20 protein-coding genes are annotated in these 20,896 nt (G+C 34.9%); all 20 read left to right on the top strand.

Going from position 1 to position 20,896, the window contains the following annotated elements:
* The first annotated feature begins 5 nt into the window (after positions 1-5).
* The 20 genes from coaE to rodA all read left to right on the top strand — a co-directional run bounded on the left by coaE (position 6) and on the right by rodA (position 20,784).
* Positions 6-611 carry a dephospho-CoA kinase gene (gene coaE, locus EXD82_RS08380; RefSeq protein WP_142536467.1) on the top strand — a complete coding sequence of 202 codons (606 nt, stop codon included), beginning with the start codon at positions 6-8 and terminating at the stop codon, positions 609-611.
* Entirely contained in the window at positions 601-1,152 is a 552-nt protein-coding gene (locus EXD82_RS08385) for a lytic transglycosylase domain-containing protein (protein WP_246082037.1), read from the top strand. The genes coaE and EXD82_RS08385 overlap by 11 nt, the downstream gene beginning before the upstream one ends.
* Before the next feature lie 8 nt (positions 1,153-1,160).
* The gene (locus EXD82_RS08390) at positions 1,161-3,137 is read left to right on the top strand and encodes an ABC transporter substrate-binding protein (protein ID WP_142536468.1); all 1,977 of its coding nucleotides are present in this window, start codon (positions 1,161-1,163) and stop codon (positions 3,135-3,137) included.
* A 188-nt stretch (positions 3,138-3,325) separates the two neighbouring features.
* Positions 3,326-5,038 carry a C40 family peptidase gene (locus EXD82_RS08395; RefSeq protein ID WP_142536469.1) on the top strand — a complete coding sequence of 571 codons (1,713 nt, stop codon included), beginning with the start codon at positions 3,326-3,328 and terminating at the stop codon, positions 5,036-5,038.
* A gap of 507 nt (positions 5,039-5,545) precedes the next feature.
* Positions 5,546-6,889 carry an electron transport complex subunit RsxC gene (rsxC, locus tag EXD82_RS08400; RefSeq protein ID WP_142536470.1) on the top strand — a complete coding sequence of 448 codons (1,344 nt, stop codon included), beginning with the start codon at positions 5,546-5,548 and terminating at the stop codon, positions 6,887-6,889.
* Positions 6,890-6,910: 21 nt separating this feature from the next.
* The gene (locus tag EXD82_RS08405) at positions 6,911-7,891 is read left to right on the top strand and encodes an RnfABCDGE type electron transport complex subunit D (RefSeq protein WP_142536471.1); all 981 of its coding nucleotides are present in this window, start codon (positions 6,911-6,913) and stop codon (positions 7,889-7,891) included.
* Positions 7,891-8,460 (top strand): RnfABCDGE type electron transport complex subunit G, encoded by a 570-nt coding sequence (locus EXD82_RS08410; RefSeq protein ID WP_142536472.1) that lies wholly within the window; start codon positions 7,891-7,893, stop codon positions 8,458-8,460. Before EXD82_RS08405 ends, EXD82_RS08410 begins: the two co-directional genes overlap by 1 nt.
* A gap of 17 nt (positions 8,461-8,477) precedes the next feature.
* The gene (rsxE, locus tag EXD82_RS08415) at positions 8,478-9,071 is read left to right on the top strand and encodes an electron transport complex subunit RsxE (RefSeq protein WP_142536473.1); all 594 of its coding nucleotides are present in this window, start codon (positions 8,478-8,480) and stop codon (positions 9,069-9,071) included.
* Positions 9,072-9,086: 15 nt separating this feature from the next.
* Positions 9,087-9,662, top strand: a complete 576-nt coding sequence (gene rsxA, locus EXD82_RS08420) for an electron transport complex subunit RsxA (RefSeq protein WP_142536474.1) — start codon at positions 9,087-9,089, stop codon at positions 9,660-9,662.
* 21 nt (positions 9,663-9,683) lie between these two features.
* Positions 9,684-10,655: an RnfABCDGE type electron transport complex subunit B gene (locus EXD82_RS08425; protein WP_142536475.1), complete on the top strand. Its 972-nt coding sequence runs from the start codon at positions 9,684-9,686 to the stop codon at positions 10,653-10,655.
* 250 nt (positions 10,656-10,905) lie between these two features.
* Complete coding sequence (locus EXD82_RS08430) at positions 10,906-11,502, top strand: Maf family protein (protein ID WP_142536476.1); 597 nt, start codon at positions 10,906-10,908, stop codon at positions 11,500-11,502.
* Positions 11,495-12,178: a RadC family protein gene (gene radC / locus EXD82_RS08435; protein ID WP_408634441.1), complete on the top strand. Its 684-nt coding sequence runs from the start codon at positions 11,495-11,497 to the stop codon at positions 12,176-12,178. The genes EXD82_RS08430 and radC overlap by 8 nt, the downstream gene beginning before the upstream one ends.
* A gap of 53 nt (positions 12,179-12,231) precedes the next feature.
* Positions 12,232-13,287: a rod shape-determining protein gene (locus tag EXD82_RS08440; protein WP_142536478.1), complete on the top strand. Its 1,056-nt coding sequence runs from the start codon at positions 12,232-12,234 to the stop codon at positions 13,285-13,287.
* Between the two features lie 15 nt (positions 13,288-13,302).
* On the top strand, positions 13,303-14,184 hold the full coding sequence (gene mreC, locus EXD82_RS08445) for a rod shape-determining protein MreC (RefSeq protein ID WP_142536479.1): 882 nt from the start codon (positions 13,303-13,305) through the stop codon (positions 14,182-14,184).
* Positions 14,185-14,196: 12 nt separating this feature from the next.
* Positions 14,197-14,685 (top strand): rod shape-determining protein MreD, encoded by a 489-nt coding sequence (gene mreD / locus EXD82_RS08450; protein ID WP_142536480.1) that lies wholly within the window; start codon positions 14,197-14,199, stop codon positions 14,683-14,685.
* Positions 14,686-14,696: 11 nt separating this feature from the next.
* Entirely contained in the window at positions 14,697-17,708 is a 3,012-nt protein-coding gene (locus EXD82_RS08455; protein WP_142536481.1) for a penicillin-binding transpeptidase domain-containing protein, read from the top strand.
* Between the two features lie 29 nt (positions 17,709-17,737).
* Positions 17,738-18,505: a septum site-determining protein MinC gene (locus tag EXD82_RS08460; protein ID WP_174919208.1), complete on the top strand. Its 768-nt coding sequence runs from the start codon at positions 17,738-17,740 to the stop codon at positions 18,503-18,505.
* A 23-nt stretch (positions 18,506-18,528) separates the two neighbouring features.
* Positions 18,529-19,323, top strand: a complete 795-nt coding sequence (gene minD / locus EXD82_RS08465; RefSeq protein WP_142536483.1) for a septum site-determining protein MinD — start codon at positions 18,529-18,531, stop codon at positions 19,321-19,323.
* Positions 19,324-19,341: 18 nt separating this feature from the next.
* Entirely contained in the window at positions 19,342-19,614 is a 273-nt protein-coding gene (gene minE / locus EXD82_RS08470; RefSeq protein WP_142536484.1) for a cell division topological specificity factor MinE, read from the top strand.
* 75 nt (positions 19,615-19,689) lie between these two features.
* A complete protein-coding gene (gene rodA / locus EXD82_RS08475) occupies positions 19,690-20,784 on the top strand; it encodes a rod shape-determining protein RodA (protein WP_142536487.1) in 1,095 nt (364 codons plus the stop codon).
* Positions 20,785-20,896: the final 112 nt, after the last annotated feature.

The following is a 20,896-nucleotide window of genomic DNA, read 5'->3' on the forward strand; positions in this document are numbered from 1 at the left end:
AATAAATGAAAATAATAGGTCTTACAGGTAGCATAGGCTGTGGAAAAAGCAGTCTTTCGGATATATTCAGGAAACATGGAATATGTATTATAGATGCAGATATAAAGGGAAGAGAAGTTTATGAAAATAAGGAAGTCCTTGAAAATCTGTATAAAGAATTCGGGGAAGAAATAAAGAGTAGTGACGGTAGACCAGATAGAAAACTGCTTGGAAAAATTGTATTTTCAGATGAAAAAAAACTTGAAAAATTAAATGATATAACTCATCCGGCTATAAGACAAATGATAGAAGATGATATCAAAGCAGCCGAAAATAAAGGTGAAAAAGCAGTTGTAATAGATGCGGCACTTCTTATTGAAGCTGGATATACGTCAATATGTGATATAATAATAGTTGTGACATGTGATGAAGGCACTCAGATAGAAAGAGTCATGAGAAGAGATAACTGTACAAAAGAAACTGCAGTATCAAAGATAAAGTCTCAGATGTCACAAACTGAAAAGAAAAAGTATGCTGATTATGTAATTGATAATTCAGGTACTATAAAAGAGCTTGAAAATCAGGCTGAAATGTTTATAGAAAAATTTGAGGTCGATTATTTTGGGAAATAAGAAAAAACTGATAATAGGGAGCATACTCACTTTTATATTGATTATCTCCTATTTGCTGGGGAGTGGATGGCTTGAAAAATTCATATATCCACTTAAGTACAGTGAGTATGTTGAAAAATATGCTGAGGAATATAATATAGATAAATACCTTGTCTATAGTGTCATAAAAGCTGAAAGTAAATTCAGGGCTGATGCAGAATCACATAAGGGAGCCAAAGGACTGATGCAGATAGGTGATACTACAGCAAAATGGGCAGAAACAGAAATAGGTATAGACAGTACAAAGATGTTTGAACCGGAGACTAACATAAGAACAGGCTGCTGGTATTTGCAGCGATTATATAAAGAATTTGGAAATAGAGATCTTGTTATTGCTGCATATAATGGTGGATCTGGAAATGTCAGAAAATGGCTTGAAACTCATGAATATAGTAGAGATGGAGAAAGACTTCATAATATGCCTTTCAAAGAAACTCAGAACTATGTTGATAAAGTAAATAAAAATTATGAAAAGTATAAGGAAATATATGATAGAAGGTAGGTAGAAATATGAAGATAGCTAAATTTACGGCTTTATTTCTTGCAATGTCGCTGATTCTATCTGGATGTTCTGCTACAGATAAAAGTGATAGTGAAAAAAAAGAAAGCAGTAAAATATACTCTGAAAATATAGCTCTTGCTATGCAGGAACCTAAAACTTTGAATCCTATAACGAATACAGATGAAGGAGTTTTAAATGTATTGAATCTTGTTTATGATGGATTGTTTGAAATAAACAAAAACTATAATGCAATACCTAAACTTGTAGAAGAAAGCAGTATGTCATCTGATGGCAAGAGTATGACAATAAAACTAAAGGATGCAAAATGGCATGATGGAACACCTGTAACTTCTGAAGATGTTTCATTTACAGTATCTATGATAAAATCAAATGCTTCAAGCCCATATAATTATATGGCAAAAAACATAAGCAGTGTAAATGTCATAGATTCTAAAAATCTTACTGTAAATTTCAATAAGAAAAATGCTTTTGCAGAGGAAAATCTTACATTTCCTATAGTCAGTAAAAATCAGCTTTCTGGAAAAGATATAAATTCAGTAGCGGCAAATAAAATAGGAAATGGAATATATAAAATAAAAAGTTATAATGTAAGAACCGGTATGCAGCTTGAAGTAAATAAAGAATATTATGGTGAAATACCAAAGGATATTAAAAATGTATATGTAAGTATAGTTCCGGATTCCGAGGCAGTTGTTTCTATGGTTGAAGCTCTTGAAAGTGATATGGTAAAGGTTGATATAAATGATCTGAGTAGATTTGAAAACAGTCAGTTTACCATAAGAAAGTATCAGGGCAGAGATTATGAATGTCTTCTTATGAATCAGTCAAATCAGCTTATGTCAAATGTGTATTTCAGACAGGCAATAAGTTATGCAATAGATAGGGATAATATACTTAGTGCCGGCTATATGGGAGATATAACATCTGTAAATATACCGATAAATTCGACATCTAATTATTACGATTCGAGTGTAAAACCTATTGGTTATGATAAAAATAAAGTAAGTGAACTGATAGGAAAAATAAAAATAGAAAGTAAGGAAAACATAAAAGAAACTGATGTAAATGCATCAAATAAACCGAATAATAACACAGGAACATCTTCGGGAACATCATCTGGAAGCAATGGAAATTCTTCTTCACAGAATAATGGAGGTTCGTCATCCGGAGAATCTGAAAAACCTTCTACATCACCTGAAACAGGGGGAGAAGAAAATTCAGGTGGAGAATCATCAGGTTCAGAAACACCATCTGAACCATCAGGTGGAGAGTCATCAGGAGCAGAAGCTCAGTCGAGAACGTCTGTATATGCGAAAGAGGTAGTGCAAAGAACAGAACCTTCTAAAGAAGAGACAAAAGATACAACTGATGCAGAAAAAAATAACTCAGAAGCTTCAAATACAGAAAATAATGGATCAACAGATAAAAATAATTCAAATACAAAAGAAAAGGAAAAAGCAAAGGAGCCAACATACTATACTGAAGCACAATTGAAATCTATAATTTCATCAAATCCTCTTAAAATAATAGTAAATAGAGAAGATAGTAGAAGAGTAAAAAGTGCAAATCTTATAGTAGAAGATTTAAAGGCAGTAGGAATAAAAGCTGAGGTTGTTCTTCTTGATGCATCAGGTATGCAAAAGGCTCTGACAAATAAATCATATGACATGGCTCTGACAGGATGGCAGCTTTCAAGTATACCGGATATAACTGAGATAATGAAAAATATGGTTCCATCTGATTCAAAGTTAAACTCATATCTAGCTGAAATAGAGAATGCATCTACAGAGGATGAGATAAGAAATATATATTCGAAAATAGAAAAATATTGTATAGATAACGCCTTGTTTATAAGTATAGGTGTCAAAGATAACTATATGGTAACTAACAACAGATTTAAGATGAATATGTATCTTAATGATTTTGATCAATATAGAGGGATAGAAAACTTTATAATGAAATAGATAAAAATACCCACAAAATGTTTAATATAGATATTTTGTGGGTATTTAATATATAATATTGTAAAATTTCTAAAAACTATATGAAAAAGTTACAAAATGTAATAATATAATATTAAGTATAAATATAATAAAAATCTATATTAAGGAATTATAAATATAAAAAATAAAGGAAAGTGGGCGTGTTGAAGATGAAAAAATCTATAGCAGCATTAGGTATAAGTGCAGTGGCTTTTACTATGGCATTGGCGGATGCTGATGCAGCTGAGAATGCTACAGTTACTGCAGAAGCTTTGAATATGAGAAGTGGAGCCGGAATAACATTTGATAAAACAGGAACAGTATACAAGGGTGAATCAGTAAGTATAATAGAAAGACAGAACGGTTGGGTAAAGATAAGTACTTCATCAGGAAAAACAGGATGGGTAAGTGAACAGTATCTAAGTACATCTCAAGCAGAAGTTTCACAGACATCTTTAGCATCAGCAAAGTCTACCTCAGGAAGTATAGCATATGTTTCTGTGGCATCATCTCTTAATGTAAGAAGCACAGATTCGATATCAGGAAGTATAATAGCCAAGATATCAAATAATACGAAAGTACAGGTTATAAATGTAAAAGATAATGGATGGACAAATATAAAGCTTGCAAATGGGCAGACTGGATGGGTAAGCAGTACATATCTTAAAAAGACCATAAACAACAATGCGTCTTCATCATCAGGAGAGACATCTGGCAGTTCATCCGAGTCTGCAGTATCTGTATCAGGACAGGCGAAAGTAACAGCATCGTCTCTTAATATAAGAAAAGGACCTGGAACAAATTATGCGGTTATAAAATCAGTAGCAAAGAATACAATGGTATCTCTTCAAAAGAAATCAGGAAGCTGGTACAGTATAAAACTTTCAGATGGAACAACAGGATGGGCAAGTAGCCAATATCTATCTTTGAGTTCAGGGACTGGAAGTTCTTCCGGAACAGATTCTAATAGTACGAACACAGGAAGTTCGACATCGGTATCAGGAAAACTTAAAGTTACGGCTTCGACTGGACTTAATGTAAGAAAAGGACCTGGGACAAATTACTCTGTGGTATCATCTGTTGCTGGTGGAAGTATTGTTGATGCTGTAGAAAAATCAGGAAGCTGGTATAAGATTAAACTTTCCAATGGAACAACAGGATGGGTAAGCGGACAGTATGTAACATCTTATTCAGGGGAAAGTTCATCTTCAGGAGGAAACTCATCTTCTACAAGTGTATCAGGAAGATTAAAAGTAAATACAACTAGTGGACTTAACGTAAGAAAAGGACCTGGGACAGAGTACGCCGTAGTAGCATCTTTATCAGGTGGCAGTGTTGTTGAGTCTTTAGAAAAATCAGGAAGCTGGTACAAGGTTAAACTTTTAAACGGAACAACAGGATGGGTAAGTGGACAGTATGTAAGTTCAACTAATGAATCTGTATCTGAAGGTGGAACAGTTTCAGGAAACACATCAGGCTCTATGGGAAGTGGAGTAAGTTCTTCAAAAGGTGAGGCCGTAGTAGATTATGCGTATACTTTACTTGGAACTCCATATCAATGGGGAGGAAATGGTCCTGATAAGTTTGATTGCTCAGGATATACAAAATGGGTATACAGTAAAGCTGCAGGTGTAAGTATACCTAGAGTATCAAGAGATCAGGCTACTGCTGGAAAAGCTGTGGCAAAAGGAGATTATCAGAAGGGTGACCTTTTATATTTTGATACAAGTGGAAATGGTTCTGTAAGCCATGTCGGTATATATGTGGGTGGAGATAAATTCATACATTGCAGTGGAACACAGACAAAACCTGGTTCTGTAAAGGTAAGCTCGCTTACAGGATACTATGGAAACGCACTTCTTGGAGCAAGAAGAATTGTATAAAAAAGAAGGAGAGGAATCTCCTTCTTTTTTTTATGCATAGTAATCCTAGATTCTAAAGGAGAATTATATATATTTTTATTTAATGGAAATAAGGATAATTTGTATATATAACTGGATTGAATTCAATAGAATAATAAAAAATTGATTAAAAGTCTATAAATATTTGATAATAGTATAAGTTTATTCTATAATAATATAGTTAGGAAAATATAAATTTGCCTGTATTGTTTTACATAATCTAAAATTGTTTCTGAAGTAACGAAAAAAATCGTTATCTTAAAATAATAAAAATCAGAAAATAAAGAATGTGATATACAAAATATCATATGTCAATAATCTTTATAAAATCATTGATTTTCTAAGGGGTTTCAATTGAATTTTAAATTGTTGATTATGCTTGAAACAAAAAGCGCGGATATTTTTTTAACAATTCTTAAGTATTTTTATTATATATAGTATACTAATATATGATAGAAAAATGTTTAGTTATAGATAGGGGGTAAAAGAATGAAACTCTTAACTTTTAAGGGAGGTACACATCCTCCACATGGAAAAGAGTACTCTGACAAAAAACCAATAGAGAGAGCAGAGGCTCCTAAAGTGGTTTATATACCTCTTCAGCAGCATATAGGTGCTCCTGCAAAACCTATAGTTGAAGTTGGTGACGAGGTTAAACTTGGGCAGAAGATAGCTGAAGCTGGCGGATTTGTATCTGCAAATATACATTCTTCTGTTTCAGGAAAAGTCATAGCTATTGAACCACATGAGATTCCAAACGGAAGAGGAATGTGTGTCGTTATAGAAAATGATTTTAAAGAAGAACTTCATGAAAGTGTAAAACCTCATGGAAAAGTGGAAGACCTTTCAAAAGAGGAAATAGTAGAGATAATTAAAGAGGCAGGTATAGTTGGTATGGGTGGTGCAACATTCCCTACTCATGTAAAAGTATGTCCTCCTCCAGGTTCAAATGCCGAGTTTGTTATATTAAACGGAGCAGAGTGTGAGCCTTATCTTACAGCAGACCACAGACTTATGCTTGAACAGCCAGAAAAGGTTGTTACAGGTTGTAGAGCTCTTATGAAAGTGCTTGATGTTAAAAAAGGATTCATAGGAATCGAAGAAAACAAGCCGGATGCAATAGAAGCAGTGAGAAAAACTGCAGAGCCATATCCGGAAATAGAAGTTGTAACTTTAAAGGTAAAATACCCACAGGGAGCTGAAAAACAGCTTATATATGCATGTACAGGAAGAGAGGTTCCATCAGGAGGACTTCCAATAGCAGCTGGAGCAGTTGTTGACAACGTTGGAACAGCAGCAGCTATAGCAGATGCTATAACAACTGGTATGCCTCTTGTAGAGAGAATAACTACAGTTACTGGACCATGTATAGCCGAACCTAAAAACCTTATTACCAAAATAGGTACAAGAGTAAATGAAATAATAGATCAGTGCGGCGGATACAAAGAAGGAACTAATCTTGGTAAAGTAATAATGGGTGGACCTATGATGGGATTCACACAGTGGCACACAGAAATATCTACAAACAAAGGTTCTTCAGGTATATTACTTCTTACTGAAGAGGAGTCAAGAACACCTGAAATGCAGAACTGTATAAGATGCGGAAGATGTACAGATGTATGTCCATCATTCCTTCAGCCGTTATTAATAAGCGCCTATTCAATGAGAAATGATTTTGATGCAGCTGAAGAACAGAATGCTATGGACTGTATAGAATGCGGTTCATGTTCATTCATATGTCCGGCAAGAAGACCTCTTGTTCAGACTATAAGAACAGCAAAAAGAGAAATCGGAGCAAAAAGAAGAAGGGAACAGGCAGCTCAGAAGAAATAAGAAATGTTAGGGGGAAAAAAAATGGAAAACAAGCTGATAGTATCATCTTCTCCTCATGTCAGAAGTAATGAAGATACGTCATATATAATGAAACAGGTCATAATAGCATTAATTCCAGCTGCTTTAGCAGGATTATTCTATTTTAGACTTAATGCATTAAGTGCAATGTTCTTCTGTATACTAGGTACAGTTGGTTCAGAACACTTATTCTGCAAAATAACTAAAAAGAAAAGTACAGTAGGTGATTTTTCTGCAGTAGTTACAGGATTATTACTTGCTTTCAACGTTCCAGCATCACTTCCTTGGTGGATGTGTCTTTTAGGTGGAATATTTGCAATAGTTGTAGTAAAAATGGTATTTGGTGGTATAGGATGCAACTTTGTCAACCCTGCACTTGCTGCAAGAGCATTCCTTCTTGCTTCATTCCCTGTTGCAATGACAGCATGGACAAAGACTGGTGTTAACTGGGTATCATCATCAAATCTTGATTCAGTATCAACTGCAACACCACTTAGCTATATGAAGGCTGGTTCAGCAGGACTTTCTGATCTTGCAGCCAACCACATAACACTTTCAGATATGTTCCTTGGAAATATAGGTGGATGTATAGGTGAGACTTGTGCATTACTTCTTATATTAGGTGGAGTATATCTTATATACAAAGGAATAATAAGTTATATAATGCCTGTATGCTATATAGCAACTGTATTTGTACTTACATTCCTTCTTGGAGGATTTAACTTACAGTTTGCAGTATATCAGATACTTGCAGGTGGTGTAATGCTTGGTGGATTCTTTATGCTTACAGATTACGCTACATCTCCTATGACTCATAAAGGTCAGGTAATATATGCGGTAATAGCCGGAGTAATAACTTCAGTTATAAGATTATATGGAGGATATCCAGAAGGTGTATCTTACTCTATATTACTTGTAAACTGCTTAGCTCCATTAATAGACAAATTTGTTAAGAACAGAGTATTCGGGAAGGAGGCAAAATAATGAACAGCATGGTTAAAGTTGGTGGAACATTACTTATAATATGTGCAGTGGCTTCATTTCTTCTTGCCGGAACAAACAAAATAACAGCTCCTGTAATAGAGCAGAGAAATATACGGGCAAACAATGAATTAAGACAGGCTGTACTTCCTGATGCAACTGATTTCAAACAGGTGGATGCATCTCAGTTCAGTGGTGCTGGTGATGGGCTTGTAGTTGAGGCTTATGAAGGTCTTAACGGATCAGAAACAGTTGGATATACATTCAAAGCTACACCAAGTGGATACGGTGGAGCTATAGAGGTTATAGTAGGTATATCTCTTGATGGAACAATAACAGGTGTTGATATCGGTAACATGTCAGAAACTGCAGGTCTTGGTGCAAAAGCATCTGAAGATGCATTCAAAGGACAGTATGCAGGAAAAGCAATAGCTACACCTCTTGAAGTATCAAAAGGAAGCGTATCAGCAGACAATCAGATACTTGCAATATCAGGTGCTACAATAACTTCAACAGCAGTTACAAACGGTGTAAATGCTGCAATAGATGTATTCAATACATTAAATAAATAATCGGGAGGGTTTAGGATATGAATTTAGCTAAAGTATTTAAAAATGGGCTAATCGACGAGAACCCAACATTTGTACAGGTTATAGGTATGTGTCCAACTCTTGCCGTTACAACATCTGCTATAAACGGTATGGGTATGGGACTTTCTACAGCAGTAGTTCTTACATGTTCAAATATAGTTATATCTCTTCTTAGAAAAGTTATACCAGACAAAGTAAGAATACCTTCATTCATAGTTGTCATAGCTACATTCGTTACAATTGTTGGTATGTTATTAAAAGCTTATATACCAGTGCTTGACCAGGCGCTTGGATTATATATACCACTTATAGTTGTTAACTGTATAATACTTGCTCGTGCTGAGAGTTTTGCAAGCCAGAACGGACCTGCAGCATCTGCAGCAGACGGACTTGGAAACGGTATAGGATTTACAGTAGCACTTACAGTAATAGGTGCAGTAAGAGAATTACTAGGAAATGGAAGTTTATTCGGATTAAGTTTATTTGGAGCACATTTCACTCCAATATTAATATTCATATTACCTCCGGGAGCATTCCTTACTCTAGGATTCCTATTTGCAGGATTCAATAAATTAAGAAGTAAAAAGGCATAGTGGGGGTGTTGATAGATGAATTTAATACTTTTATTCTTAAGTATAGTTCTAGTAAACAACGTTATAACATCTCAGTTCCTTGGAATATGTCCATTCCTTGGAGTTTCTAAAAAAGTTGACACATCTGTAGGTATGGGTGTTGCGGTTACATTCGTTCTTACACTTGCATCAGTTATAACGTATTTTGTACAGATGATATTAGTAAAAACAGGAACTGAATATCTTCAGACTATAGCATTTATACTTGTTATAGCATCTATAGTTCAGTTCGTTGAAATGGTTATAAAGAAAGTGAGTCCATCTCTATATCAGGCTCTAGGGGTTTTCCTTCCTCTTATAACGACTAACTGTGCCGTTTTAGGTATAGCAATAGTTAATATAGACAAAGGATACAATCTTATAGAAACTATAATAAATGGTTTCGGAGCTGGAGCAGGATTTACTCTTGCAATAGTAATATTCGCCGGAATAAGAGAAAGACTTGAACTTTCAGATATACCGGAAGCTTTTAAAGGTTTCCCTATAACATTAATATCTGCAGGTCTTATGTCTATCGCTTTCTTAGGATTCACAGGACTTATCAAGTTATAAAAAATAGGGGGGCGAAGAAAAGTGGAAATATTAACAGCGGTAATACTTTTAGGAGCTATGGGTCTTATATTCGGAGTTATCCTTGATTTTGCATCAAAGAAGTTCGCAGTTGAAGTAGACCCTAGAGAGGATGAAATACTTGGAGTTCTTCCTGGAGCAAACTGTGGTGGATGTGGATACCCAGGATGTGGAGGATGTGCAGCTGCAATAGTAAAAGGTGAAGCACCTATAAGTGCATGTCCAGTAGGAGGAGCAGCAGTAACTGAAAAAATAGCTGCTATCATGGGTGTTGAAGCATCTTCAGGAGAAAGAATGGTAGCTCATGTAATATGTAAAGGAACTTGCGACAAAGCAAAAGATAAATATGAATACGATGGTGTTCAGGATTGTAGAGCAGCTTCTGTACTAAACGGTGGAGCAAAAGCATGTGCACAGGGATGTCTTGGACTTGGAACTTGTGTTTCTGTATGTGCATTCGACGCTATACATATAGTTGATGGTGTAGCAGTTGTAGACGAGGAAAAATGTGTAAACTGTGGAAAATGTAGAGAAGTTTGTCCAAAAGCTCTTATAACAGAAAAACCTGCTTCTCAGGAAATAATAGTTGACTGTAACAACACTCAGAGAGGTAAAGTTGTTAAGGACAACTGTAGTGCAGGTTGTATAGGATGCGGAATATGTGAGAAAAACTGTAAGTTCGATGCTATACATGTCGAAAATAATGTTGCTAAGATAGATCCTTCTAAGTGTACAGGATGTATGGTATGTGTTGAAAAATGCCCTACAAAAGTAATAGCAGGGGATCTTGCAAAAAGACAGAAAGTTGTAATAGACGAAAATCTTTGTGTAGGATGTACAATATGTGCAAAACAGTGTAAGTTTGATGCCATAGAAGGTGAACTTAAATCAGTTCATAAAATAGACCAGGATAAATGTGTAGGATGTCATTTATGTATGGCTAAATGTCCTAAAAAAGCAATAAAAACAGTTTAATTACGGATATAAAAACAGATTTTGTAAATAATAGAGATGTAGGGTTTCCTGCATCTCTTTTTCGTATCCGGAATTTTGTAATATCCCAATTTATATTTCTACAAGAAAAATTCAAACTGAAAGTGTATAATTTAAAAGTGTCATAAAATAACAATAGTGTAACCAAAAAGGAGTCTCATATATATTGAAATTTTCAGCATATAATGATAGACTTAATAAGTACGTAAAGTTAGTGTTAAGAGGTGATTCAATGAAAATAATACTGGCTTCTGCCTCTCCAAGACGCAAGGAGATTCTGGAAAATGCAGGATTAAAATTTAAAGTTGTAAAAAGCGATATAGAAGAAACTGTGTTTGAAGATGAAACTCCGGAAGAACTTGTAAAAAGACTTTCACATGAAAAGGCTGCCTATATAGCGGATAAAAATAGAGCAGAACTTGTGATAGGATCAGATACAGTGGTGGCTATAGATGGAAAAATTCTAGGCAAACCGGCTGATGAAAAAGAGGCTTACAATATGCTTAAAATGCTTTCCGGAAGAGAGCACTATGTAACAACCGGTGTAAGTATGATAAACAGAGAAAAAGGTATAGATGTTACAAATCACTGTACAAGTTCAGTAAAATTCAAAAATCTTTCTGACAGTGATATATATGATTATATATCTACAGGTGAGTTTAAAGATAAAGCAGGTTCATATGGAATACAAGGATTTGGAGCTGTTCTTGTAGAATATATAAAAGGAGACTATTTTAATATAGTAGGATTTCCTATATCGATGGCATCAGATATGATGAAGGAGAGTTTTGGGATAAATATATTTACTGGAAGTGGATTATCTGAATAATTTAAAGAGCAGGTATATATCAGGTGAAAAGCTGCCGAGGGAGAAAATACTTTCAAGTGGTATAGAAAGTCTTTCAAATGCAGAGCTTATAGCCCTGCTTTTAAGGACTGGAACAAAAGACAGAAATGTTCTTGAACTGGCTGAGGATCTTTTAAATGCCGATTGCGATGGAATAAGATTTCTCAAGGATGCATCTATAGAGGAATTATGTAGAATCGAAGGAATCGGTATATCAAAGGCAAGTCTTATAAAGGCTGCTGTAGAACTCGGTGTAAGAATATCAAGAGAGGTACCGCATAGATATAAAGTAAAGAATCCCTGGGATTTACATAATTATTATATGGAGTCCATGAGATATCTGAAACAGGAAGTATTTAAAACTGTACTTCTCAACACTAAAAATGAGATAATATCAGATATCGATATAACTGTAGGCACTTTGAATTCGTCACTTGTACATCCAAGGGAAGTATTTAAATATGCAATAAAGAGAAGTGCAAACAGAATAATTCTTATACATAATCATCCATCTGGGAATACTGAACCCTCAAAAGAGGATATAGCTATAACCATGAGACTTAAAGAATGTGGAGATATTATAGGAATAGAGGTAATTGATCATATAATAATAGGTGATGGCAGTTATTTCAGCTTTAAAGAAAATAAAATTTTTTGATAATAACCGTTAGTAAAAATTTCGGTCTTTTAATTACGGGAAGGAGAAACAAAATGGCTAAGAAAGAAAAAAAAGGATTCTTTGGTGGATTCCAGAAAATGACAAAGGATATGGGTATAGACCTTGGAACTGCTAATACTCTTGTCTATATAAAGGGACAGGGTATAGTTCTTAGAGAACCTTCAGTTGTTGCAATAAGAGACGACAGTAGAGAGGTTCTTGCAGTAGGTGAAGAAGCAAAGAGAATGATAGGTAGAACACCTGGTAATATCGTTGCTATAAGACCAATGAAAGATGGGGTTATAGCTGACTTTGATGTGACACAGTCAATGATAAGCTACTTTATACAGAAAGCAGCTGACAATAAAGGTGTTGTGAGTCCAAGAATAGCTATATGTGTACCTTTTGGTGTTACAGAAGTTGAAAAAAGAGCTATAGAAGATGCAGCGAGACAGGCAGGAACTAAGGACGCATTCCTTATAGAAGAGCCTATGGCAGCTGCTATAGGAGCAGGTCTTAAAGTTGAAGAACCAGAAGGAAACATGGTTGTTGATATCGGAGGAGGTACTTCTGAAATAGCAGTAATATCTCTTGGTGGTATAGTTACAGCAAAATCTATAAGAATAGGTGGAGATGAGTTCGACGATTCTATAGTTGCCTATGTTAAAAAAGAATATAACCTTATGATAGGTGAAAGAACAGCAGAAAATGTAAAAATAAATATAGGTTCTACATTTAAAGATGACAAGGAACTTGAAATGGAAATAAGAGGTAGAGACCTTATATCAGGTCTTCCAAAAACAATGACAATTTCTTCTACAGAAGTAAGAGAAGCATTAAAAGAGCCGGTAAGTGCAATAGTTGATGGAATAAAATCAACACTTGAAAAAACTCCACCGGAACTAGCATCAGATATAATGGAAAATGGAATAATGCTTACAGGAGGAGGAGCTCTTTTAAGAGGTCTTGATAAGCTTATATCATCAGAAACTGGTATGAGAGTGGAAATAGCAGAAAGTCCTCTTGACTGTGTAGCACTTGGAACAGGTAAGTCTGTTGAAGATGAAGAAATATTTGAAAAAGTTTTAAAGATGAACTCTAACAGATAGAGGCTGGTGATTTGATTGAAATTCGACAAATTCAGAAAGAAAAAGCCTGATTCTAAAGTGATAGCAACTGTAGTGGTTGCTATCACTTTAATTGGAATTACAGGAATATCGATAGCTAAATTTTCAGGAGCAGCGCCGGTGTCAGTTTCACCTGTAGCCGATGGTGCAGCGGTTGCATCATCTCCTGTTCAGAGAGTAATGGATACAGTAAAAGAATTTACAAGTGATTTTACTAATTTTAGAAGTAACGGAAATAGAATGAGAGAACTTGAAGAAGAAAATGAAACTCTTAAGAAAAAAGTAATAGACTTAAGCTCTCAGTCTTCAAAATATTCGTCTCTAAATGAACTTAAAAAAAGCCTTAACTATGTAGACAGCACAGCTAAATCGAATATGGTTTCTGCTTCTGTTATAGAAAAAAACGATGGAAACTGGTATGAGACATTCGTAATATCAGCAGGAAAAAATGATGGAGTACAGAAAAACAGTATAGTTATAAATGGAAGTGGACTTGTCGGAATGGTTTATGAGGTGTCTGCTAATTCCAGCAAAGTAATATCACTTCTTGACAGTAAAACATCAGTAAGTTTCAAAATAATAAACAATACTGCTGCAAAAGGTGTTATAAGTGCATCAAATTCTTCAGGAGATGAAGCTGTATATCAGAGCAATGAATATCTTGGAGGATATATGTTTGATTCGGGATATGAGGTTGTTCAGGGAGATATAATTGTTACATCTGGACTAGGTCTTTATCCTGAAAATATACCTATAGGTGAAGTAGAAAAAGTTATAGATGATAAAAACAGATCTATGAAGTCAGTTGTCATAAAACCTTATGTTAATTTTAAGGATATAAATGATGTTACAGTAATAGCGCCTAGAAATATAGAATAAGGAGTCGGTAATATGAAAAGATTTATAATCTATATAATAGGTATTTTTCTGGTTATACTGGAAAATAGTGTTATAAACTACATAGATATATTTGGTGCGTCATTTAGTGTGCTTATACCATTTCTGGTTCTTATATCATTGTATCTTGAAGATTATGATGCCGGGATAACAGGGCTTATCACAGGTCTTGTAAGAGATATAACAGTTGGAGGAATTTTCGGATTGAATGCAATTTTACTATCTGTTATATGTTACACTATAGGGCATTTCAGAAAGAATCTTTATAGAGATAGTATGAGTATGATAATGGGGCTTATAATGGCTGTATCCGCAGCATATTCTCTTATATATGCATTTGTATCTTACTTTATGTATTTTACAGATGGTATATTACTTATACTTATAAGAGCAGCTGTCGTCGTTCCGGTTATGAACATGATAGCAGGATTTGTAATATACAAATTGTTTAACAGTCTTATATTAAAACTAAATGAAGAATAGTTGGTGATGGAATGGAAAATAATAATATACCTAGACTGGACACCATCAGAAAAATAGTAATCGTAGTATTTGCTGTTATTCTTCTAAAGATACTGTATCTTACTACCATCAAGTATTCACATTATATGGAACTTGCTGAGAATAAAACATACAAGAATATAACAGTATCTGCACCAAGGGGAGAAATCAGAGATAGATACGGAAGACTTCTTGCAGGAAATAAAAATCAGTTTACTGTAAATATTTCTGGTGATACTCTCAACAAAAAAGATAGTGAGGGTAATTCATCTGCAAATGAAGTTGCACTGAATCTTATAAATCTTCTTGAAAAAAATGGTGAGGAATATATAGATGAATTCCCTATATATGTTGAAAACGGTAAATATTTTTACACTTATGATAAAAATATAAATGACTTTAAAAAACAGAACAATATTCCTCTGGATTATAATGCCAAGGAAACTTTTTATCGGATTGTTGATAATATGATTTCCCAGGGAATACTGAAAGAAGAAGATAGAGATCTTGACCCGGTAGACCTTCAGTCTAAACTTAATGATAATGGTTCATATCCACCGATACTTGTAAGTGAATGGAAATTTACAGATCAGAGAGACAAACAGGATTGGCTTGAGTCATATAAGATAGATAAAACTGCTACTGCCAGAGAAGCTTTTCTTGAACTGAGAAATAATGAATCACTGGGAATAGATAAAAGTCTCAGTGATGAAGATGCAAGAAAAGTTATGGTTGTAAGAAATCTGGTAAAATCACAGGGATATTCACGGTACAACCCTGTTACGATTGCTACTGATGTAAAAGAGAAAACAATAGCTCAGATTGAGGAAAATGCTATAAATCTTCAGGGAGTTTATGTCGATGTTCAACCTGTAAGATATTATCCTAATAAAGAGCTTGCATCACATGTACTTGGATATGTAGGTAAAATACCTTCTGTAAGCGTTGATGAGTATGTGGAAAAAGGGTATAAGGAAGATGATAAAGTAGGTCTTTCTGGAATAGAAAAATATTATGAGGATGTTCTAAAAGGTGAAGATGGATATAAACAGGTTCAGGTAGATTCTCTTGGAAGAGTAAGTAAAGAAATAGACTCCAAGGAACCGGAATCTGGTGATACGGTATATCTAAGCTTTGATATAGAGCTGCAGAAAGTTGCAGAGGATGCACTTGAACAGAGTATAAAAGCGGCCCAGAGTGGTGCAACACTTAAGAGTAAGCTGGGAGATGTCAGCGCGGGTACTACAGTTCCGAAAGCAAAATCTGGAGCGGTAGTTGCCATCGATGTTGACAGTGGAGATGTGCTGGCAATGGCAAGTTATCCGGATTTCGATCCTAATAAATTTGCAAACGGAATAAGCAGCGAAGATTACCGGGCTCTTCAGCCTGAAAATACAAATGACATTCTTGCACCGAGTGCTCTTTTAAATCTTGCAACACACGGGGCATTCCAGCCAGGTTCTACTTTCAAAATGGTAACTGCCATGGCAGGACTTGATAATGGTCTTGATCCAAATTATACAATAAATGACCCTGGGGTTATCAAGTTTGGATCAAAAACTTTCGGGGACTACGTATGGAACCACGGAGGTGGAAACCACGGATATACAAACCTGTATAAGGCTCTTCAGGAGTCATGTAATATTTATTTCTTTACTGTTGCAACCGGTACAAACTGGATGACAAATCAGGATCTTGGAATAGATATGGGGGCTGATAAGCTTCTTGAATATGCAAAATTATTCGGTCTTGATGAAGCGACAGGTTTAAAGGATGAGATAGGCGAAAATCCTGGAAAAGTACCAAATACAGAAGACAAGCTGGAATCAGTAAAAAGTATGCTTAGATCTGATATAGATAAAAAATTTGCAAACTATTTTGAAGGAATAACAAGAAATTCAAACAGAGATGAATATGATAAAAAGATAGATGAGATTGTAAGCTGGGCAGATGAAGAAGAAACTCCAGGAAGAGCAGAAACAATGAAGAGACTTGAAAAACTTGGAATGAAGGAAGATTATATAGAAGAGGCTGCTGACCTTGTTGTATACAGTTATTTCAATTCTGCAAAATGGGGAACTGGAGATACATTCAACCTTGGTATAGGACAGGGAGAAAATGCGTATACTCCTGCTCAGATAGCAAGATATGTGGCGGCTATAGCAAATGGAGGATATCTTGTAAATTTATCTGTTGTTGATAAGGTTGTTTCTGGGGATTACAGTACAGTTACAATAGACGACAATGGAGAAAAAACAAAGATAAAATTCAAGGACGACAGCAATCTTGAAGATATAACAGAAGGTATGAAGCGAGTTGCAACAGACGGTACTGGTAAAAAAGTTATGTCAAACTTCCCAATAAGTGTAGCTGCTAAAACTGGTTCTGCAGAGATGACAGGTAAAATACCTACAGCAAATGAATACCGGTATCTTGTAAGTCATGCATCTTCATATAATGTAAATATAAATGAAGCAAAGAAACTAGCTGAAAAACTTAAACAGGAAAAAGAAAAAGAGCTTACAGAGCGGAAAGAAAAAGAACTTAAAGAAAAACTTGAGGATAAGAAAACATCAAAAGAGGAAAAAGAGGAAATTCAGAAGCAGCTTGATGAAGGTGTTGAGGTAAAACTTGAGGATACTGATAAAGTTAATGCATCATATCTTAGAAAGGCTATTAAGGAATTAAATCCTAACCTTACAGACACAGATATAGACAGATTTAAGGATGATTATGGAACATTTACATGGAGTGTTGCCTTTGCTCCAGCTGATGATCCGGAAATAGCTGTTGTATGTGTTATACCTCAGGGTGAGTCAAGTGTTCTTTCAATGTTCCCTGTAAGAGAGGTTCTTGGTCAGTATTTTGGTCTTCTTGACAGCGATGAGCTTACAACAGAGCAGAAAAAGAATATGACTAAAGATCAGATAAAACAATATGAAGAACAAAAGCAACAGGAAGAGGAAAAAAATACAGTAAACTATGGTGTAAAGGCTAATAATTAGCCTTTACATATCCTGGGAGGATGAATATTTTGAATGATGATTCCAGAGTAGACAAAATAGAATTTAAGGGATGTATCAACGGAATAACGATAGTTGTATCAGATCTTGTAGATACCAATGAAATAATAGAATCTATATCAGATAAAATACAAAAATCAAAATCGTTTTTTAAAGGTGCAAAAGTGTGCTCAATAGAATCAGAACATAGCTCAGAAAGTGATTTAAATTGTATAAAAGAGTCTTTAAAATCAAGATTTAATATAGAATTTGTAAAACCTTCTGAACATATTGAAGCAGATAAACATATAAAAAATGAAAAGTTGATAGTATCCGATAAAGATGATAAAATAATAAAGGAAAATTCAGAAAATAAAACTGAGAATGAAGATGTACAAAACAACAATTCATTGTGTGACAGTATAAAATTTGTAAATGTGCTTAGATCCGGTGCATCTGAAGAATATAAAGGCAATGTAATAGTTATGTCTGATATGAAATCCGGTTCCAAAGTTGTTTCTGAGGGAGATATTCTTGTAATGGGAAATATTTATCCAGGAGCAAAAGCAGTTGCCAATGGAAATGTTGTTGTAATGGGAAAACTTTCTGGTTTTGTACATGCAGGGGCTTCAGGTAATAGAGGGTGCTATATAGCAGCAAAATCTCTAAAACCTACAATACTTCAGATTGCAGATGTAATAGCAGAAGCTCCGGAGGAAATATATGATTCAGATGAAGAATCTGTTTCAGAAATAGCCTTTATCTCAGAAGACAGAATAATAATAGATATGCAGTCTTAGATGCAGGAATCGGAGGGTAAATTATGGGAGAAGTAATCGTTATAACATCTGGAAAAGGCGGAGTCGGTAAAACTACAACCGTAGCAAATGTAGGAACAGCGCTTAGTATAGATGGAAATAGAGTGGTTGTACTTGATGCAGATATAGGTCTTAGAAATCTGGATGTTGTTATGGGCCTTGAAAATAGAATAGTATATGATATAGTTGATGTTGTTGAGGGAAACTGTAGACTAAAGCAGGCTCTTATAAAGGATAAAAGATTTGAAAACTTATATCTTATACCAGCGGCACAAACAAGAGATAAAAATGCAGTATCTCCAGAACAGATGAAAAAGCTTTGTGATCAGCTTAAAGAAAGTTTTGATTATATTCTAATAGATTGTCCGGCAGGTATTGAGCAGGGATTTAAAAATGCAATAGCTGGAGCTGATAGAGCTATAGTAGTAACAAATCCTGAAGTTTCTGCTGTAAGAGATGCGGATAGAATAATAGGTCTTCTTGAAGCAAATGAGATAGAAGATGTAAAACTTGCTATAAACAGAGTTAGAGCTGATATGGTAAAAAGAGGCGATATGATGGATAAAGATGATATTGTTGAGATATTACGGATAGAGCTTATAGGTATAATACCTGACGATGAAAATGTAATAATATCATCAAACAAAGGAGAACCGGCTGTAATGAATAATCATTCAGCAGCAGGAAAAGCATATAAAAATATAGCAAGTAGAATAATGGGAAAAGATGTTCCATTCGCCGAAATAAAAGTTGAAGAAGAATCATTCTTTTCTAAGCTTAAAAAAGCTTTTTCTAAATAGAGATGGGAGGAAGTATTTGTGCTCGATATATTCAAGTCGTTTTCAAATAAAAAAACGAGTAAAGATGTAGCTAAAGATAGACTGAAACTTGTTCTTGTACATGATAGAATGGACTGTTCACCTGAACTTATCGAAAAACTGCAGGAGGAAATAATCGAGGTTATTTCAAAATATGCGGAGATAGACAGAGACAGTCTGGACATAAAAATGTCTAAATGCAGAGGAGAAAATGGTGACAAACCTGTATCTGCACTTGTGGCGAATATACCGATTAAATCATTAAAAAGGTAGATAAAAGAAAATTTCAGTCAGGATATTTAATTGAAAGTCGGTGATTTTTTGTTTAAATTCAGACCTGACCTGAGAATGTTAAAACAGATGGACTGGAAACTTGTGGGTATAGTTTTAGCTATATTTGCATATGGTCTTGTCATACTTAGTAGTGCTACACATGTAAATGCAAATGGTGACTTTACACAGATGACAAAACAAATTTTAGCATTTTGCATGGGAATAGCTGCTATATGTTTCATTCTCATGATAGATTATAATTTTGTTGGAAGGTATTACAAGGAGCTTTATATAATAAGTATATTTTTACTTGCAGTCGTAATGCTTCCGGGTATAGGTGTTACACATGCTGGAGCCAGATCGTGGCTAAATTTAGGACCGCTTGATCTTCAGACTTCAGAAATAGTGAAGATAACATTTATACTTAGTTATGCAAAAATTGTTGAGTCTAAGAGAGATAGACTTAGAAAGATAAAGGATATAATTCCACTTGGATTATATGCAATTCCATTTATAGGACTTCTGCTTGCACAACCAGACCTTGGAACAGCAATAGTTTTCATGTGTATCATTGCTGCGATGCTTTTTACAGCTGGACTTGATTCCACTCTTATAAAAAGAGCATGTATAATAGTAGTGGTTCTTCTGCCTATAATATATCTTCTTATGGCTCCACATCAGAAAGTAAGAATAGATGCATTCCTCCATCCAGAAGATGTAAGTCTTCCAGGAAACTATCAGGTAATGCAGTCTCTGATAGCTATAGGTTCCGGTGGAATAACAGGAAAAGGTCTATATCAGGGAAGTCAGAACCAGGAGGATTTCCTTCCAGTTCAGGACTCGGACTTCATATTTGCTGTTGTTGGTGAAGAGCTTGGCGCTATAGGTATGGCGGTAATGATAGGTCTTTTTGTCGCTTTTATATTCAGGCTTCTGTATGCGGCACAACATGCCAAGGATTTCTATGGAACCCTTATTGTAGTTGGAGTTCTGGGAATGTTTGGATATCAGATTATACAGAACATAGGAATGACTGTTACTCTGATACCTGTAACAGGAGTAACCCTTCCTTTTGTAAGTTATGGAGGAAGTTCGCTTTTAACCTCTATGGCTAATTTAGGATTGGTACTGAATGTATATATGAGAAGAAATAAAATAAACTTCAGATAATAAAAAAGGTATGTATTCTATTGATACATACCTTTTTGTATATAGAAAACCCCCAGTTAGACTGGGGGTTCAATAAGGCTTTTAGCTTTGAGTCTTTGACAAAGAAACTCCT

It is taken from the genome of Peptacetobacter hominis, assembly GCF_006861675.1.
GTDB classification, from domain to species: Bacteria; Bacillota; Clostridia; order Peptostreptococcales; family Peptostreptococcaceae; genus Peptacetobacter; species Peptacetobacter hominis.

Bases quoted from the DNA above. Each gene is read 5' to 3' on its own strand.
- EXD82_RS08390 (WP_142536468.1), top strand. From the start codon at position 1,161: ATGAAGATAGCTAAATTTACGGCTTTATTTCTTGCAATGTCGCTGATT.
- rodA (WP_142536487.1), top strand. From the start codon at position 19,690: ATGTTAAAACAGATGGACTGGAAACTTGTGGGTATAGTTTTAGCTATA.
- coaE (WP_142536467.1), top strand. From the start codon at position 6: ATGAAAATAATAGGTCTTACAGGTAGCATAGGCTGTGGAAAAAGCAGT.
- mreD (WP_142536480.1), top strand. From the start codon at position 14,197: ATGAAAAGATTTATAATCTATATAATAGGTATTTTTCTGGTTATACTG.
- rsxA (WP_142536474.1), top strand. From the start codon at position 9,087: ATGAATTTAATACTTTTATTCTTAAGTATAGTTCTAGTAAACAACGTT.
- rsxE (WP_142536473.1), top strand. From the start codon at position 8,478: ATGAATTTAGCTAAAGTATTTAAAAATGGGCTAATCGACGAGAACCCA.
- rsxC (WP_142536470.1), top strand. From the start codon at position 5,546: ATGAAACTCTTAACTTTTAAGGGAGGTACACATCCTCCACATGGAAAA.
- EXD82_RS08430 (WP_142536476.1), top strand. From the start codon at position 10,906: ATGAAAATAATACTGGCTTCTGCCTCTCCAAGACGCAAGGAGATTCTG.
- EXD82_RS08455 (WP_142536481.1), top strand. From the start codon at position 14,697: ATGGAAAATAATAATATACCTAGACTGGACACCATCAGAAAAATAGTA.
- EXD82_RS08405 (WP_142536471.1), top strand. From the start codon at position 6,911: ATGGAAAACAAGCTGATAGTATCATCTTCTCCTCATGTCAGAAGTAAT.
- EXD82_RS08410 (WP_142536472.1), top strand. From the start codon at position 7,891: ATGAACAGCATGGTTAAAGTTGGTGGAACATTACTTATAATATGTGCA.
- EXD82_RS08440 (WP_142536478.1), top strand. From the start codon at position 12,232: ATGGCTAAGAAAGAAAAAAAAGGATTCTTTGGTGGATTCCAGAAAATG.
- EXD82_RS08395 (WP_142536469.1), top strand. From the start codon at position 3,326: ATGAAAAAATCTATAGCAGCATTAGGTATAAGTGCAGTGGCTTTTACT.
- minD (WP_142536483.1), top strand. From the start codon at position 18,529: ATGGGAGAAGTAATCGTTATAACATCTGGAAAAGGCGGAGTCGGTAAA.